Source organism: Enterococcus sp. DIV1094, assembly GCF_017316305.2.
Taxonomy (GTDB): Bacteria; Bacillota; Bacilli; order Lactobacillales; family Enterococcaceae; genus Enterococcus_B; species Enterococcus_B mangumiae.
Genome location: NZ_CP147250.1, coordinates 1,899,215 through 1,914,870 on the forward strand (window position 1 = coordinate 1,899,215; position 15,656 = coordinate 1,914,870).

The 15,656-nt window shown below is 33.5% G+C and carries 14 protein-coding genes; 12 read left to right on the forward strand and 2 right to left on the reverse strand.

What is annotated here, in order from left to right:
* Positions 1-158 precede the first annotated feature (158 nt).
* From DOK79_RS09060 to DOK79_RS09075, 4 genes are read left to right on the forward strand one after another with little or no spacing between them, the layout of a single operon-like run.
* Complete coding sequence (locus DOK79_RS09060) at positions 159-758, forward strand: sugar transferase (protein ID WP_206859542.1); 600 nt, start codon at positions 159-161, stop codon at positions 756-758.
* Positions 759-761: 3 nt separating this feature from the next.
* Complete coding sequence (locus DOK79_RS09065) at positions 762-1,508, forward strand: WecB/TagA/CpsF family glycosyltransferase (RefSeq protein ID WP_242543367.1); 747 nt, start codon at positions 762-764, stop codon at positions 1,506-1,508.
* Positions 1,477-2,769 carry an O-antigen ligase family protein gene (locus DOK79_RS09070; protein ID WP_206859543.1) on the forward strand — a complete coding sequence of 431 codons (1,293 nt, stop codon included), beginning with the start codon at positions 1,477-1,479 and terminating at the stop codon, positions 2,767-2,769. The genes DOK79_RS09065 and DOK79_RS09070 overlap by 32 nt, the downstream gene beginning before the upstream one ends.
* Positions 2,744-3,769: a glycosyltransferase family 4 protein gene (locus DOK79_RS09075; RefSeq protein ID WP_206859544.1), complete on the forward strand. Its 1,026-nt coding sequence runs from the start codon at positions 2,744-2,746 to the stop codon at positions 3,767-3,769. The genes DOK79_RS09070 and DOK79_RS09075 overlap by 26 nt, the downstream gene beginning before the upstream one ends.
* 22 nt (positions 3,770-3,791) lie before the next feature.
* On the opposite strand, the gene DOK79_RS09080 is transcribed toward DOK79_RS09075, so the two are convergent.
* Complete coding sequence (locus DOK79_RS09080) at positions 3,792-5,336, reverse strand: helix-turn-helix domain-containing protein (RefSeq protein WP_206859553.1); 1,545 nt, start codon at positions 5,334-5,336, stop codon at positions 3,792-3,794.
* A 268-nt stretch (positions 5,337-5,604) separates the two neighbouring features.
* Complete coding sequence (locus tag DOK79_RS09085; protein WP_206859555.1) at positions 5,605-6,093, reverse strand: DUF4352 domain-containing protein; 489 nt, start codon at positions 6,091-6,093, stop codon at positions 5,605-5,607.
* 451 nt (positions 6,094-6,544) lie between these two features.
* On the opposite strand from DOK79_RS09085, the gene DOK79_RS09090 reads away from it, so the two are divergent.
* From DOK79_RS09090 to DOK79_RS09125, 8 genes are all read left to right on the forward strand, one after another.
* Positions 6,545-7,978, forward strand: coding sequence for a helix-turn-helix domain-containing protein (locus DOK79_RS09090; RefSeq protein WP_206859557.1), 1,434 nt, complete (start codon positions 6,545-6,547; stop codon positions 7,976-7,978).
* Positions 7,979-8,290, forward strand: coding sequence for a hypothetical protein (locus DOK79_RS09095; RefSeq protein WP_206859558.1), 312 nt, complete (start codon positions 7,979-7,981; stop codon positions 8,288-8,290).
* A 45-nt stretch (positions 8,291-8,335) separates the two neighbouring features.
* Positions 8,336-11,338 (forward strand): SpaA isopeptide-forming pilin-related protein, encoded by a 3,003-nt coding sequence (locus DOK79_RS09100; RefSeq protein ID WP_339091826.1) that lies wholly within the window; start codon positions 8,336-8,338, stop codon positions 11,336-11,338.
* A gap of 177 nt (positions 11,339-11,515) precedes the next feature.
* Positions 11,516-12,655 carry a non-hydrolyzing UDP-N-acetylglucosamine 2-epimerase gene (gene wecB / locus DOK79_RS09105; protein ID WP_206859649.1) on the forward strand — a complete coding sequence of 380 codons (1,140 nt, stop codon included), beginning with the start codon at positions 11,516-11,518 and terminating at the stop codon, positions 12,653-12,655.
* Positions 12,656-12,681: 26 nt separating this feature from the next.
* Positions 12,682-13,614, forward strand: a complete 933-nt coding sequence (locus DOK79_RS09110; RefSeq protein WP_206859648.1) for an LCP family protein — start codon at positions 12,682-12,684, stop codon at positions 13,612-13,614.
* A 1,173-nt stretch (positions 13,615-14,787) separates the two neighbouring features.
* Complete coding sequence (locus tag DOK79_RS09115; protein WP_242543301.1) at positions 14,788-14,982, forward strand: hypothetical protein; 195 nt, start codon at positions 14,788-14,790, stop codon at positions 14,980-14,982.
* Positions 14,979-15,143 (forward strand): MmcQ/YjbR family DNA-binding protein, encoded by a 165-nt coding sequence (locus DOK79_RS09120; RefSeq protein WP_339091831.1) that lies wholly within the window; start codon positions 14,979-14,981, stop codon positions 15,141-15,143. Before DOK79_RS09115 ends, DOK79_RS09120 begins: the two co-directional genes overlap by 4 nt.
* Before the next feature lie 223 nt (positions 15,144-15,366).
* Positions 15,367-15,597: a hypothetical protein gene (locus tag DOK79_RS09125; protein WP_206856959.1), complete on the forward strand. Its 231-nt coding sequence runs from the start codon at positions 15,367-15,369 to the stop codon at positions 15,595-15,597.
* The last annotated feature ends 59 nt before the right edge of the window (positions 15,598-15,656 follow it).

Here is a 15,656-nt window from a genome sequence, read left to right on the forward strand (position 1 = left end):
TAATAGATAGGAAAATTTATATTTTCTTACTGCAAGGAAGTGTTTTAGAAAAATTTATAGGTCTTTTTTATCTTTTAAATAATACGTTTAGTGAACATTGTAAAGGTTATTTATTCACTATAATACTCCTGAATCAAATATTTTTCAGGAGGTAATTTATGAATATTCTTGACTCAATCATCAATCGTGTTCTTGCTGCTTTTGCGCTGTTGATTTTATCCCCTTTACTTATTATAGTAAGTATTCTTTTGAAGCTGGAGAATCCAGAACTCTCTCCTTTCTTTTCCCAGACAAGAATTGGAAAAAACCAAAAAAAATTTACTCTTTATAAGTTACGAAGTATGAGAGAGGTCACGCAACAAGAACTTATCGCACTTGATCGATTGAATGAAGCTGGAGAGCAGATGTTCAAAATTAAAGAAGATCCACGTATCACACCGATTGGCCGGATTATACGTAAAACAAGTATTGATGAATTGCCACAATTGATCAATGTAATAAAAGGCGAGATGGCCTTGGTGGGGCCACGTCCTCCTTTACCTAACGAGGTAGCTAAATACACAGATCATGATTTGCAACGTTTGACTGTCTTGCCAGGTTGTACTGGTTTATGGCAAGTGAGTGGTAGAAGTGATGTTTCGTTTGAAGAAATGGTTGATTTGGATTTGCAATATATTGAGAATAAGAGTCTATGGTTTGATTTGAAGATATTGTGTTTGACAGTCCCAGCGGTCTTAAAGATGAAAGGAGCTTACTAAGTATTGAACAGAGTAAAATTATTAAGTGCAGAAGTAGATTCGTATACGTTTGACGAAACAATCGAGCAAATGGTCCGCATCATTGAACAACGAAAAATCACGCAACACGTGGTAGTGAATGCCAATAAAATCAATTTGTTATACAAAGAACCAAAACTAAAAAAAATCGTGAATTCTTGTGAATTGATCAATGCGGATGGGCAGTCCGTTGTCTGGGCAGATCGATTGTTCAATCGAGCGATTCCAGAGCGTGTAACAGGGATTGACCTATTTGAAAAAATGATTGAAGTTGCTGCAAAAAAGAATTATCGTGTGTATTATTTAGGCAGTAAGTCAGATGTTGTAAAAGAAGTGGTCAGGAGGCATCAAGAAGAATATCCTGCTCTCAAAGTAGCAGGTTATATGGATGGGTATTTCGATCGAAATAAATCAGTGGAAGTAGCTGAAGAAATTGCAGCTACTCATCCTGATATTTTATTTTTAGCGATTCCTACCCCTGAAAAAGAGTACTGGTTGGATCAATACAAAGAAATTTTAAATATCCCCCTTTTGATTGGCGTAGGTGGGAGTTTTGATGTAGTTGCTGGAAAAGTGAAGCGTGCACCTAGATGGATGCAAAAAATCGGAATGGAATGGTTCTATCGGTTTTCGCAGGAACCAAGAAGAATGTTCCACCGGTATTTTTTTGGCAATTTGACTTTTTTAGGACATGTCATTGATGAAAAGAGGAAATCCCTTGTTAGAAGATAGCAAACAAAAATATTCCCAATGGTTGCTTTATTTTGTAGGCGTCTTTCCGCTTGTCGATTTTATGAACGGTGTATTTTTAAGTGAAGGGATTTCGATCCCTATTGGAACCTTCTATCGCATTGTTTTGTTTATCATACTACTTTTCTTATTTATCAATCATCTAGAATTAGTTACCAGCGTTTTTGGATTATTGATGATTTTAAGTATGTTTGTATATTTTTTACTGTTAGCCATTCAAACGATCTATTTTGATAATTCATTTAGTACGTTGTTTAGTGATGCTAGCGCAGTAACTAAATATTTATTATGGTTTCTGATTGCTTTACTATTTTCTAAAATAGCTGAACCTAAGCTGACTCAGTTGTTTATTGCAATCGATAGTTTATTTGTGGTGGGTTTGATCGTTCCTTATTTTTTAGGGTTAGGTAATTTTACCTATGCCAACTCTAATGCAGGTTATAAAAGTTTTTTTTATGCAACCAATGATTTAACCTACGTTTTAGTTATTTTGTGCACTCTGTTGCTTTTTGTGCTAATTACTTGTTTTACTAAAAAGCAATGGCGTCCTTTATTTTATCTGTCATTACTCTATTTGGCAAATTGTTACTGTCTCCTACTGATTGGAACGAAGACGGGGATTATTTATAGCATTGCTAGTTTGATTGTTACGATTTTATATTTACTCTTCTTTAAATCTGATATCCCTTTCCAAGTAAAGTTTTTACTTTCGCAATTAATATTAATTGGTGTTGGGTTTAGTTTGTTTTGGGGAAAAGATCTATTTATCGGAATGATCCAAGGAACGATTGATCGAATGACTTATTTTTATGATTTATACGATGGAAATTGGATCAAGATCCTTAGTAGTTCCAGAAGTATTTATTTTGAAGATGCGATGGCTAATTTTATGGAATATCCAAATAATCACTGGATCTTTCTCTTTGGATTTGGCGTTGAGAATCGCTGGGAATTTTTTGGACGAGCTGGGGGATATATTGAAATCGACTTTTTGGATACTTTTTTCTCATATGGAGCAATAGGTTTGCTTGTCTTTCTTTTACCACTGGTCTATTTGATTTATCGTATCTTCAAGATGCGATTATTTAATAAGTATGCTTTTTTGTTACTTGTGACATTTGGGTTTGCAGCGACTTCGGGTCATGTATTTTATTCTGCAATGTCTGCGACTATTTTAGGTTTGATCGTATCGAGATTATTACGAGAGGAAAGTGAAAATGAATATCTTAATGATAGGGCCTAGTATTGATGCGAAGGGCGGGATGTCAACAGTCATCAAGAATATGTATGAATATGAGGGAGAAGACCAAATCAAAGTGGTGAGTAATTGGCATGAGAAACACCGTATTTCACTATTTTTAAAAAATATCTTTACAATTAGAAAAACAATAAAAGAAGAGAAGATTGATATCGTACATTTCCACGTAGCACAAAAAGGAAGTTTTTATCGTAAGAGTTTATTACTATTTTTATTGCCTAAAAAGGTAAAATCAGTGTTCCACATCCATGCTTCACAATTTGACTTATTTTATCACGAAGCATCAAGACGAAAAAAAAGAATCATCAGAAAGTGCTTAGGTCGAACGGATTTGATTGTTGCAGTTTCTGAAAGTTGGCAGAAGTTTTACCAAAAAATAACTGATACACCGGTTGAATTCGTGAATAATGCAGTGAAAATGCCACAAGAAAATCAGTATCAGACGACAGCAAAGCGGATATTGACGCTAGGAAGAATCGGTGAGCGAAAAGGTTCCTATGATTTACTTAAAGTAGCAAAAATCGTGGGTGAGTTTTATCCAGAAGTCGTTTTTGAGTTATATGGAGATGGGGAAGTGGAACACTTTCGGCAGTTGACCCGTCAGTTACCAAATGTAAAAATCAATGGTTGGGTTGATCAGGAAGAAAAGGGTGAATTGTTTCAACGAACATTGTTACATTTCTTGCCCTCTTATAATGAAGGGCTACCGATGGCTATTTTAGAAACAATGAGCTATGGCATTCCCAACATTACGACTAACATTGGAGGAATCCCACAGCTCATTGAGAATAATGAGGATGGTTTATTGACGGAACCCGGTGATGTAGAAGAAATGAGTCACAAAATCCTCCAGTATCTCGGAAAAGTTGCGACTGAAAAAGCCAGATTTTCAGAAAAAGCTTTTAAAAAAGTAAAGAAGGATTTTAGTTTAGATAGCTATATGGAGAAGTGGCATCGTATTTACGTTCGTTTGATGTCGCAATGATGCCCATTGAATTAGCAGTTACTTAGCTAGTTTGAATTGAATGTTGATAGTTTTCTAACACTAGCTTTTGTAACTCTTTATAAATTAAATGAATGTCGTACTCAGAAAAATGATTTTTATAATTTAAATAGATAAACGAACTCTTTTGAAAATTATGGGCTTGTGTATTCGTCGGAAGTGTAGATATCACTAAATCAATCTCATCATAGAAAGAGACATTCGATTCTAATTCTTCAATCGAATAAATATTAAGATTGAAATAAAGACTAAACATTGATTCTATGTGTTTTTTCAATGACCAACGAATCATTGAGGGATAATCTGCTTCAAAATAGATTTGGATTTTCTGTTCTAAATAATAGAGCGGGTGAAAAATTTCATATAATAAAGCATATTTCTTTCTTAAAAATGAGTTGTTTAAAAAGATAGGATTTAGCGTTTCTTGATACATCAACTCCATAAAATGATCAATACGATTTAAAAGTTGTGGATATAGTGCTTCGAATACATCATCCCCTTCAATGGGATTCTTATCGATTTTCGGGAAAATTGAAATTTTGTAGTGGATTGCAAAAGCACTTGTTTTAAATCTTATTTTCTCGCTGTCTGGTAGTGATTCAAGGTCTAAGTTGAAGTATTCAATAAAATTAGTTTTAAATGTTGTATAATAATAATGACTCTCCGTATGATAATTTTCGTGTAAACCGAATATATCAGTTTTGTTGACGAATCGTCGATAAAACGTTCCTTTCGTTTGGAAATAGAACAACCAAAATTGAATCTCTGAATCAGAAATGAGAAAATGCTTTTTTATCATCTCCTGTATTTGTGAATTTTCCATTAATTCTGAATTGATTCGTTGGTAATTGTAATCAAATTCTTCTAATGAAATATAATGATTTTGAAAATATCTAGTTATATTTATAGCCATAAAAAAACATAATTGTTCTTTTGCTTGGATGCTAAATGAAGCACCATATTCGATGCTCATATCATTTAATAAATCATGAAGTTTATTTTTTGATATATTTTTAAAAGGCCAATACAATCCTTTATACGTATTCCAGAAAAACTCATGAAACATATATCGTATATTGTGTTCTTTACCAGAAATATAATAGGTTGATTTTTTAGAAGTTATATTGATATTTAAAGTTTTAAACAACTTTTTTAATTCATTGATCGTTCTTCTAATTGTTGAAATACTTACATAATTCTCATAAGACCACTTTGTAATATTCAAACGATTCTCAAAAAAAAGAGTATGAATGATTTTAATGGCTATATTATCTTTGATTAGCCACAAAATAAATTTTTGAATGATTAAAGGATCTCTAGCATGCAAAAACGTTCCTCTACCTTTTGAAAATTCCATCGTTAGTTCAGAATGATCGAATAATTCTAAATCCCTCTCTAACTCAGCAATATATTTTAGCGTAGTTTTTCTTTCTAGCTTCGTTTTTTCGGCCAATTCGCTTGTAGTGATCCAATCATGGTTATTGTAAAGTATGTTCACTAATGTGATTTTTTTCTTGATGTTTTTCCCATAAACGTGTTTGATGTCCATTCCGCATTCCCTCTTTTTTATAGTATTTATTAAAAAATATTATTTATCACATAAATGAAACAATACCAAATATATAAAGAATTCAAAATCAATAATTGGAATATATAGTGGTGTAAACTGACCATAGGATAGTTGTTAATATCAGCATATCGAAAATAGTTATAATTACAAAATAGAAAGATTTGATGATCAGCAAAAAAGCTCGCACTACATTGTTAAGTAATGTGCGAACTTTTTTGCTGTTTAGTGTATTTAATATTTAGAATGCTTAATTTTTATTTAAATCCCAGGCTATATGTTTTTGATCGCTTACGAGATAAATTAGCTGTTCGATGGAATCATTTTTGTTCAATTCAAAATAAAGATCTCCTTCAATTTCTTGGTTAGCATCTAATTCTTGTCCAAAAACAGTGTAGTTTGTACTTACACTATGTTGTTTACCATCTTTGGTCTCTAGAGAAAAATCAATTGATCCTAAACCTTTAGTAACTGAGGAGATATTTTTACCTTTCACATGGAACGTATATAGAATCTTATCTCCTTTTTCATCTGTTATCGCTTTTTTCTCTGGTTTATTTATCGTGATTTCCAATCCATCAATAACAGTTGCTTTTCCTATACCATCAACTTTTTGAGTTTCTATATCTAAGGCACTACTAGAAGTAGTTGTTGTTGCGTGATTGTTGGTATTTTTGCAACTAGTTAAGATAGGTAGGGATAACAATAATATTGTACTAAACAGTAGTAATTTCTTCATCTTTATATTTCAACCTCCTTGTATTTCTTTGCTATTTTAACAAACTTCTATTTTTCATACGTTCATCTTCTGGAATCAAAAGAGACAGATTTAGGTAGGTTACATTTCATGGATTACCAAGAAAGTACAATAATACTGAGTTGATTAATGAATGGTGGATCATACGGTAATAAATGAACATAAAATCAGTTTAATATTGTTAGACTAAAGATGTAAAAAAACTATGTGGATTTCAAATAGAGCAGAGCAGAATGGAGAATCTATTTCTGCTCTGTTTTATTTTGGATCTAGGTTTTTAAGGATTTATATATAACAAATATTATATATATTCATTTAAAAAAAAGTTATTTTATATAAAAAAAGTTAGAAACCATACTTTTTCCATTTTTAAGTAGAGGTATCCTATTAATGGGACTGTAACACCTAACTTAACTAATAAAAGGAGGATCGAATGCAATTAGAGTTTTTTTTAGAAGATAAGGAGAGAATCAAATTAGCTATTTTGCGCTACATTGAGTTAAAAGATAGGAGTATTGAGGTTAGGGAACTTGCTTCATTTATTGAGATCACTGAAACAAGATTAAAAAAGTTTCTTGATGAGTTAAACAATGAACTTTATCAATTTGAATCGAATGCTCATATCCACAGTGATGGTGTCATAGTCCACCCAATCAATATAGATTATTCGATTGTAAAAAAATTCCGCTTGACTTATTACAAAGAAGCACCAACTTTTTTATTATTTAAAGCTTTTATCGAAGAAAACATGACTGTCAAGGAATTTAGCATTCGACACTATTTTGCTCTCCCAACTGTTTACTTGAGACAGCGAACGATAAAAAAATTTTTATCAAAACATAATCTTGAAATAAAAAATGGCAAAGTAGTAGGAAATGAAATCATTATAAGAAATCTTATTTTTTCTGTATTCTTTGACATTTATAACGGAATTGAACTTCCTTTTACAGAAGAAATAAGAAATCAGATCAAATCTTTATCTGAATATTTAACATTTCTTTTCCATTTACGATTAAGTAAAACAGAACAGGTAAAATTAAATTTGTTAATCGGTATCTTAATATGTAGAGAAAAAAATGGTTTTTCTTTAAGCAAAGAAGAAGATTTTTTTATTTTTTTGACAAGCTCGGATATTCAACTTGTCATCGATAAAATAGCTGATTTTTTGTCTATTGAAGATGAGACGAAGAAGTGTATTGAAATTCGCTATTTATTAGGTTTTTTGAAGTCATTAGGTGTAGACGAAGTACCTGTTGTGATCCAAACGTCAAAGTTTGAAGATATTGATGAAATAAGTATAAATCTAGCAAGTAAAATCACCTCTGAATTAAAAATAAATGAACACAAAAATCGTATATCTTTCGAAAATAACTTAATTGCGTTAAATAGGTATCATCAAATTTTTGATTTTACTTTGTCTTCCTTTGCTTCAAGTAATCAAAGAGATTATTTTTTGGAATCATATCCCAAACTTAGTAAATCGGTTACGAGAGCCTTAACAATTTATAAAGAGCAATTGCATTTTAGCGATGAGACAAGCGTCAATCAACTTTTTTTTGAGTACGTATTTTTACTAATCAATCATTTTGCTTTTATTGAAATACCTGTTTATGTTTGTGTTGATTTTTCTTTGGGAAATTTATACACGAATTTTATTCAAAATCAAATTCAAGGATTTAAAAATCTAAATATTATTGTAGAGAATCGCTTAACCTCAAAAACAGATATTTTTGTTTCAGATTCTGTTATTGAGAATTTATCGATTACACAAATCATCTGGAAAAGACCACCTACTCCAAACGATTGGGAGGTATTTGGAGATGCAATTATAGAGGTAAAAAGACAAAGAGAAAAGGATGTAAATTAGTTGAAATTTTTATCTGTCATTCTATCCATATTACTGATTGGTAGACAAGGAGTATATCCACTAAGTCAGGCGTCGCGAATAAAAGAGATTTCACTAAAAAAGAAAATCGATTCTTCGAGTCAATCGCAACAGTTGTTTTTTAATGAAGAAAAACAGATGATAACGATTAGTAATACCAAAATCTCTTTGTCAAACAAAGAGAAATTAAAAATAGCAAAAGAACTTCAGCGAATAGAGGATGATTTAGTTATTTTAGAAGCAGATAACTACCTAGTAACAAGCCAAATAAGACACAACTGGGTAAATCAATGAAATGTTTATCAAAGAATATCTTATTAAGTGAAAGAGGGTACAAAATTGAGGAATAAAAAGGCTACATTTTTTTTAAATCTATTAACTAGTATTATCTTGATAATCGGTCAACTTGGATTCTTACCGTTGATTGGAAGTTCATCGGAAATCAGTCCAAGAATTGTTGGAGATGATCCAGGAATTTCTATCAGTGGTCCTAGTATTATTGAGTCACGGCAACAAGTTGAATTAAATATTCATTTAGCTTCTTCAGCAGGCGGAATCGACGAGGATGGGAAAATACAAATCTCGATTCCCCATGAAATTGTTCAAGATGAAAGTGATCTTTTAAATAAACTGATTATCGGTGAGCCATTCTATTTAGATGATTCTTCCTTGACCAAGGATAGTCAGGGAGATTACGTCTTGACGGTGTTTTATGATCATACCAAGATATCTCAAACAGATGCTGTAGGCTATACATTTACGATTAAATTTATTGCTCCGATTTTTAATGTTGGGGATGAAAGTATTCCTGATTTTGTCGAATTTCCTGTTGAATTTTATAAGGGGAATAACTTAGTCAGCAGCGATCAGCTGAATTCCGAAGTACATCGACTAAATAATAGCTTACCTAATCTTTCAAAGTGGAGTACGAGGCCCAAGAAAATAATTGATGGAAATGAAGTTGCACTAATGAGCCTAGATAAACCTGCATCAAATATCTATGCAATAACAGTCAATTATGACCAAAAATCTATGAAAAATGTTAAGCTTACGGATACCATACCAGAAGGGACTCAGTTAACCGATCCAGATACTTATATACCCGCAGTTGGGGATCTAACACCCTATCAACATATAAGAATTGCTAAAGTAACTTCTAGAAAGGCAGATGGTACCCCAAATGAGTGGAAGTATGTAACGAGTGAATTATCTAACAAAATAACTGTGAATAATCAAGGATTTACCATTGATTTCGGCGATGTTACAACTGAAGACAGTTACGTTGTCATGTATGGGGAAGAAATACTAGGGAATCCAACACCGGCAGAATTTGGTGTGAAAAATAATCATGCAGCAATCTATTCAAATGATTCGCTTGTTTCAAGTTATGACTCAGCAATGGCTTTGGACGAATCAAGTTACAGTGGTATTTCTTTAAATAAAAAAGTGGAACAAACTACGCTAGCAGATACAGAAGGGATTTTGGATTATACATTGACTTTGAAAAGTTCAAGCGGTAGTATCCCAGCTGGAACTGTGATAAGTGATCCACTTCCAGACTACACAACCTATCAAACAACTGTTTCAAAAAACGATACAAAAGTATCGGATGCTGTGTATGATTCTACAACTAGAAAAGTTTCTTATACCTTATTAGATACTTTAGAAGAAGGTGAAAGCTTAACTATCGTATTTAATGCAGTTTATAATAATAAAGATGCACAAGCTGGGGATAAAATTATCAATAAGGCGTCAATCAACTATAATGGTACGAGTATATATAGTAATGATGCTGTGACGATATTAGATGGAAGCGCGTATCTAACTAAAATAGCTTCTGAAAATAAAAATCCATTAGCTGGGGCCGTTTTCAAAGTAGTAGATAGTAAGGGGCAGACTGTACTTGAAAATCTAGTATCTGATTCAAGTGGAAAAGTTAATACAGGTTTACTTCCGCCAGGTGATTATCAGTTTATCGAAACCCAAGCGCCAGAAAATTATGCGATCGATCCAACACCTGTTTCATTTACAGTCGTCTCTGGACAAGAAGTTCCTGTAGTGTTATCTAAAACCAATTCCTTAGATACAGGAGGAGTGGTTCTCACGAAAACGGATGATCAAAGCGGAGAAGGTCTAGCTGGCGCAGTCTTCGAGTTACAAGATAAAGAAGGGAAGAAACTGCAAAGTGGATTGACGACTGATGCAAGTGGGAAACTAGCAATCGATGAGTTAGCGCCAGGTGAATATCAGTTGGTAGAAACAAAAGCGCCAACCGGTTATGACCTAGACAAGAAACCAGTCAGCTTCACGATAGAAAAAGGGCAAACCGAAGCGGTAGAAGTAACGAAAACGAACCACTTAACTCCAGGAGGAGTGGTTCTCACGAAAACGGATGATCAAAGCGGAGAAGGTCTAGCTGGCGCAGTCTTCGAGTTACAAGACAAAGAAGGGAAGAAACTGCAAAGTGGATTGACGACTGATGCAAGTGGGAAACTAGCAATCGATGAGTTAGCGCCAGGTGAATATCAGTTGGTAGAAACAAAAGCGCCAACCGGTTATGACCTAGACAAGAAACCAGTCAGCTTCACGATAGAAAAAGGGCAAACCGAAGCGGTAGAAGTAACGAAAACGAACCACTTAACTCCAGGAGGAGTGGTTCTCACGAAAACGGATGATCAAAGCGGAGAAGGTCTAGCTGGCGCAGTCTTCGAGTTACAAGATAAAGAAGGGAAGAAACTGCAAAGTGGATTGACGACTGATGCAAGTGGGAAACTAGCAATCGATGAGTTAGCGCCAGGTGAATATCAGTTGGTAGAAACAAAAGCGCCAACCGGTTATGACCTAGACAAGAAACCAGTCAGCTTCACGATAGAAAAAGGGCAAACCGAAGCGGTAGAAGTAACGAAAACGAATACACGTAAAGCTAACAGTATTTTGCTAGAAAAAATAGACAGCCAATCTGGTGAAAAATTGGCTAATGCCTCATTTATGATTAAAGATCAAAAAGGGAAAATAGTTCAAAAAAATTTAAAAACTGATTCATCTGGACATCTATCAATTGAAGGTTTACCTGAAGGTAGTTACGAATTGATTGAGACGAAAGCACCAGAAGGTTATATTTTAGATGATCGTCCGATAGCTTTTAATATCTCAAAAAGAAACGAATCAGTTGAACTAACAAAAGAAAATGATCCGAAAAAAGTAAATCAAAAGACGGATGAAAGCTTTCCTAAAACTGGTGAACAAAGACAACCTTTACTCGTTTTATTTGGAGTGCTTATCCTCATTTTATTCTTTGGATTCCTAACGTATATAGTTATCAATAAAAAGAAAAAACGGTGAGTAATGAGAGAGACCAGAAAAATACTCTGGTCTCTTTATTTTGTGCTCCCCTAAATCTTAGAAGAGTAAATCAATATTTGGGATTTCAAATGGTGAATATTAGGCAAATAGTTTAAAAAAAAAGAATAGACTTCTACTTATTGGCTATATATTAGTTAAAGGAGAGAAGAACTAAAAATGTCAAAAATAAAAGTAATGTCTATATTTGGTACTCGGCCTGAAGCAATCAAGATGATTCCGTTAATAAAAAAATTAGAAAAAGATGCTCGCTTTACATCAATAGTCGTCATAACAGCACAACACCGTGAAATGTTAGATCAAGTATTGCAATATTTTAATATTGTACCGGATTATGACTTGGATGTCATGGAAAGTAATCAAACTTTGACAAGTATCACTACAAAAATATTAGAAAAGTTGACACCTATTTTGGTAACAGAAAAACCAGATATCGTCTTGGTACATGGGGATACTACGACAACTTATGCGAGTGCATTAGCTGCTTTTTATCAACAAATCAAAATTGGGCACGTAGAAGCTGGTCTTCGAACATGGAATAAACGTTCACCATATCCGGAGGAAGCAAATCGACAATTGACTGATATTCTAAGCGATCTTTACTTTGCGCCGACAGAAAGAAGTAAGGAAAATTTGGAAAAGGAAAACCACTCTCTTGATAGAATCTATATCACTGGAAATACAGCAATTGATACGATGAAATATACAATCAAGGAAAAATATAGTCATCCCTATCTACCAGAACTGAAAGAGAATAGAAAAATGATTGTAGTGACTATGCATCGAAGAGAAAACCTCGGAGAGCCAATGGAGAATGTGTGTCGGGCAATTCATAGGGTTGCTTCTTCCTATCCGAATATTGAATTTGTTTTTCCGATGCATCGCAATCCTAAGGTTAGAGAAAAAGTAGTAAAGATACTAGGTGATTTGCCTAACATTCATTTGATTGAACCGTTAGATGTCGTGGATTTTCATAATTTTATTGCCCGTAGTTATATGATCTTGACAGACTCGGGTGGGGTGCAAGAAGAAGCCCCATCATTGGGGGTACCAGTTCTAGTTTTACGTGACACGACAGAAAGACCAGAAGGCGTAGCTGCGAATACTCTTAAACTTGTCGGCACGAATGAAGAAAACGTGTATCGTGAAATAAAAAACTTGATCGAAAATGAAATTGATCATAAAAAAATGGCACAGGCGTCTAATCCTTATGGAGATGGAAGAGCAAGTGAACGAATCATAGAAGCAATTGCAAATGAGTTTCATCATTTAAATCAAGGCATCAGTGGAGATTTTTAAATTTAATAAAAAAAGGAGCAAAAATAATGTCAATGGTTAAACGAATCTTTCTTTCTATTTTAGCGGTCATGTTGATTGTCGTTATTGGGATTATTGGCTATGTCGGAAAAATCTATTTTGATGTGAAAGCAACAGCAAATGAATCCTATGAAGCAATCGAACGAACAGACGGTTCAAAAAATGACAGCTTAGATTATGAGTCTGGCGAACCTTTTTCTGTCTTATTGTTAGGAACGGATAGCGGTGATTTAGGTAGAACAGAGCAAGGGCGATCAGATACGATGATTGTTGCTACAGTCAATCCTAAAAAAGAAACAACCACATTAGTCAGCATTCCAAGAGATACTTATACAGAAATCGTAGGGCATGGTACAACGGATAAAATCAATCACGCCTATGCTTATGGGGGCGTTCCTATGTCACTATCAACTGTAGAAAATTTATTAAATGTTCCGATTGATTATTATGTTCAAATCGATTTAAAAGGCATGCAAGAATTAGTTGATGCTGTGGGCGGTGTTGACGTAAATAATGCCTTCAGTTTTAATTATGAAGGAACCGATTTCCCAATCGGAAAATTACACTTGGATGGCGAAAAGGCGCTCAAATATTCTCGGATGCGTTACGATGATCCTGATGGCGATTATGGTCGGCAAAAGAGACAACGACAAATTGTTACTGGTATTATAGACCAATTGAAATCAATAAAAACCTTGACGAATTATAAAGATTTCCTAGAAATAATTGGTGGAAATATGAAAACTGACGTACCGTGGAACATGATGCAAAGTATGGTTAAACAATACCGACCAGCACTGAAAAAAATAAAATCAGATCAACTAATGGGTACAGGTTTTACTGGAGATGGAGTGACAGGTGAACAAGGTATCTCTTACCAAAAAGTAGAAGAAAAAGAATTAACACGGATACAGAATGAATTAAAAGAACAATTAAAATAATGAGATGCACCTATTAAAAATAAGAAAAACAATGAAAGAAATCCAAAATTTGGATTTCTTTCATTGTTTTTTTGAACGTATAAAAAATAATAATTTGGTAAAATCTAACTTATAGACGTCCATTATATATTGTTTTTATAGGTACTGCCCGTTAGTGAAGTTTCAGGCAGTACCTGATTTTTGTTTATAGAGAGTAGCATATTGAGGTAGAGAGCAGACATTTTGAGGGTGAATAAAAATATCAGGATTTTCAAGGTTGTGTTTGTTATGAAAATATTAATATGCTGGAATTTTTAGAAATCAACTGAGTAAGACAACAAGATATTAAATTGGATTTTATTCTTGTATTGAGAATAATTATTTTGATATGCTTGAGTAAGAAGTTTACTTGAAAAGAGGCTATTGCTATTGAAGTGTAGAGCCACAAAATTAGGGAATCATTCATAAAAGTGACTCATCAAATTTTTATGGATTTTTCCGCTTATTTACAAAAAAATCACACGGATTCCGGTGTGAGCCTGACTTTAAGTTAATAAAAGTATTAGTTGTTTATTCTAGACTCAGCACTATCTGTTTAGGATAAGGGAATATAATGATCATGATATGAAATAGAAATATCTTCGTGAAGGTTGATAAAATCCGATGTTTTTTACTTGTTGTGACAATACTTATCCTTATTGAGTAGAAAAAAGACAAAGGAGTAAAAGTAAGCTCACGGTCACTATATTTGCTGAAACGAATTTATTTTTGACAACTCATAATGGATAAAAACACGAAGAAAAATATATTCAACTATGACTTTCATGCTTGATCTAGGTTTAGGTTTACGAGTGTAATCATGGTTGTCATATAGTGACCGAAGCTTATCAACTATCATATCAAGTTATTTCCAACAAAAATACTCATAAAATGGTTTTTAAAAAGTTACTATTAGTTATTAAAGACAGCAATACACAGAAAGAAAATACACTGGTTAAAAAGGGAATATTTACAATATAAAAGGACATGAGGTTATTTGGTGGAGGAAGCATAATAAAAGCCCTCAACACACAAAAAATAATTCGATCATTGATAACCAAATGATGTATCATTCCTTAGATGTAACATGACACATCGTTTAAATTGACTGATGATCATCCTATTTTATTTGTTGTCAGAAAGGAGAACCTACCTATGGACCTAACACAAAAACTCATCGATTTCACAGCTACCTTAAAAGACGTCCAAATCGATCATCCTTTTGCAAAATTTCCTGAGTATATCGTGTTGCGGCATCGATCGTCAGGTAAATGGTTTGGCTTGGTCGTTTCTATTGAAAAAGACAAATTGGGATTGGATGGGAAGGAAAAGTACCACTCCTCAATGTGAAAGCTGATCAAGAAATCATTTCGATTCTGAAAAAGAGTGAGGGGTATTATCCTGCCTATCATATGAATAAGAACCATTGGATCAGTGTGGCGCTGAATGGTGCAGTTGAAGAAAAACAAGTTGTCTACTTGCTGAAAGATAGTTATGAGTTGACGAAATAAATGAATTGAATCCCTCGCTTCATTACGAAAAACAATCCAACGATCACTTGGGTTGTTTTTTTGTTTACATAAAAATAGAGCGCTATCTTTTTGTTCTAAAAATATTAATAAAAAAATTACACAAAAAACAGATTAGCTTTAGAAAGAGAATAGGTCTGTTATGTATGATAGTAAACATAACAAGCGAAACATAACTAAAACAAATAGAAGAGGATGGTTTTTTATGATGAAAAAAGGAACAAAGTATAAAGGGTATCTTGTATTAGCTTTTTCAATCGGCCTTTTAGCAGGCTGTGGTTCAGGGACAAAAGAGTCGAATGAGGCTGAAATACCAAATGTGAAAAGCGAGAGAAAAGTGACTGTTGATGGAAAAGAAGGAACGGAACTAGTTATGGATGATGGAACGGTTGTTCAAATGTTTGATGAAGAAGTGTCGGAAAAAGAAGAGGAATGAGCTTTGGATAGAATTATATAAGCGCTTTTTTAATGACTGATCTTAATGAAGGAGTAGGT

Excerpts from the sequence above, each read along its gene's own strand:
- DOK79_RS09060 (WP_206859542.1), top strand. The coding sequence starts at position 159 with ATGAATATTCTTGACTCAATCATCAATCGTGTTCTTGCTGCTTTTGCG.
- DOK79_RS09070 (WP_206859543.1), top strand. The coding sequence starts at position 1,477 with ATGAAAAGAGGAAATCCCTTGTTAGAAGATAGCAAACAAAAATATTCC.
- DOK79_RS09075 (WP_206859544.1), top strand. The coding sequence starts at position 2,744 with ATGAATATCTTAATGATAGGGCCTAGTATTGATGCGAAGGGCGGGATG.
- DOK79_RS09080 (WP_206859553.1), bottom strand. The coding sequence starts at position 5,336 with ATGGACATCAAACACGTTTATGGGAAAAACATCAAGAAAAAAATCACA.
- DOK79_RS09085 (WP_206859555.1), bottom strand. The coding sequence starts at position 6,093 with ATGAAGAAATTACTACTGTTTAGTACAATATTATTGTTATCCCTACCT.
- DOK79_RS09090 (WP_206859557.1), top strand. The coding sequence starts at position 6,545 with ATGCAATTAGAGTTTTTTTTAGAAGATAAGGAGAGAATCAAATTAGCT.
- wecB (WP_206859649.1), top strand. The coding sequence starts at position 11,516 with ATGTCAAAAATAAAAGTAATGTCTATATTTGGTACTCGGCCTGAAGCA.
- DOK79_RS09110 (WP_206859648.1), top strand. The coding sequence starts at position 12,682 with ATGTCAATGGTTAAACGAATCTTTCTTTCTATTTTAGCGGTCATGTTG.
- DOK79_RS09115 (WP_242543301.1), top strand. The coding sequence starts at position 14,788 with ATGGACCTAACACAAAAACTCATCGATTTCACAGCTACCTTAAAAGAC.
- DOK79_RS09125 (WP_206856959.1), top strand. The coding sequence starts at position 15,367 with ATGATGAAAAAAGGAACAAAGTATAAAGGGTATCTTGTATTAGCTTTT.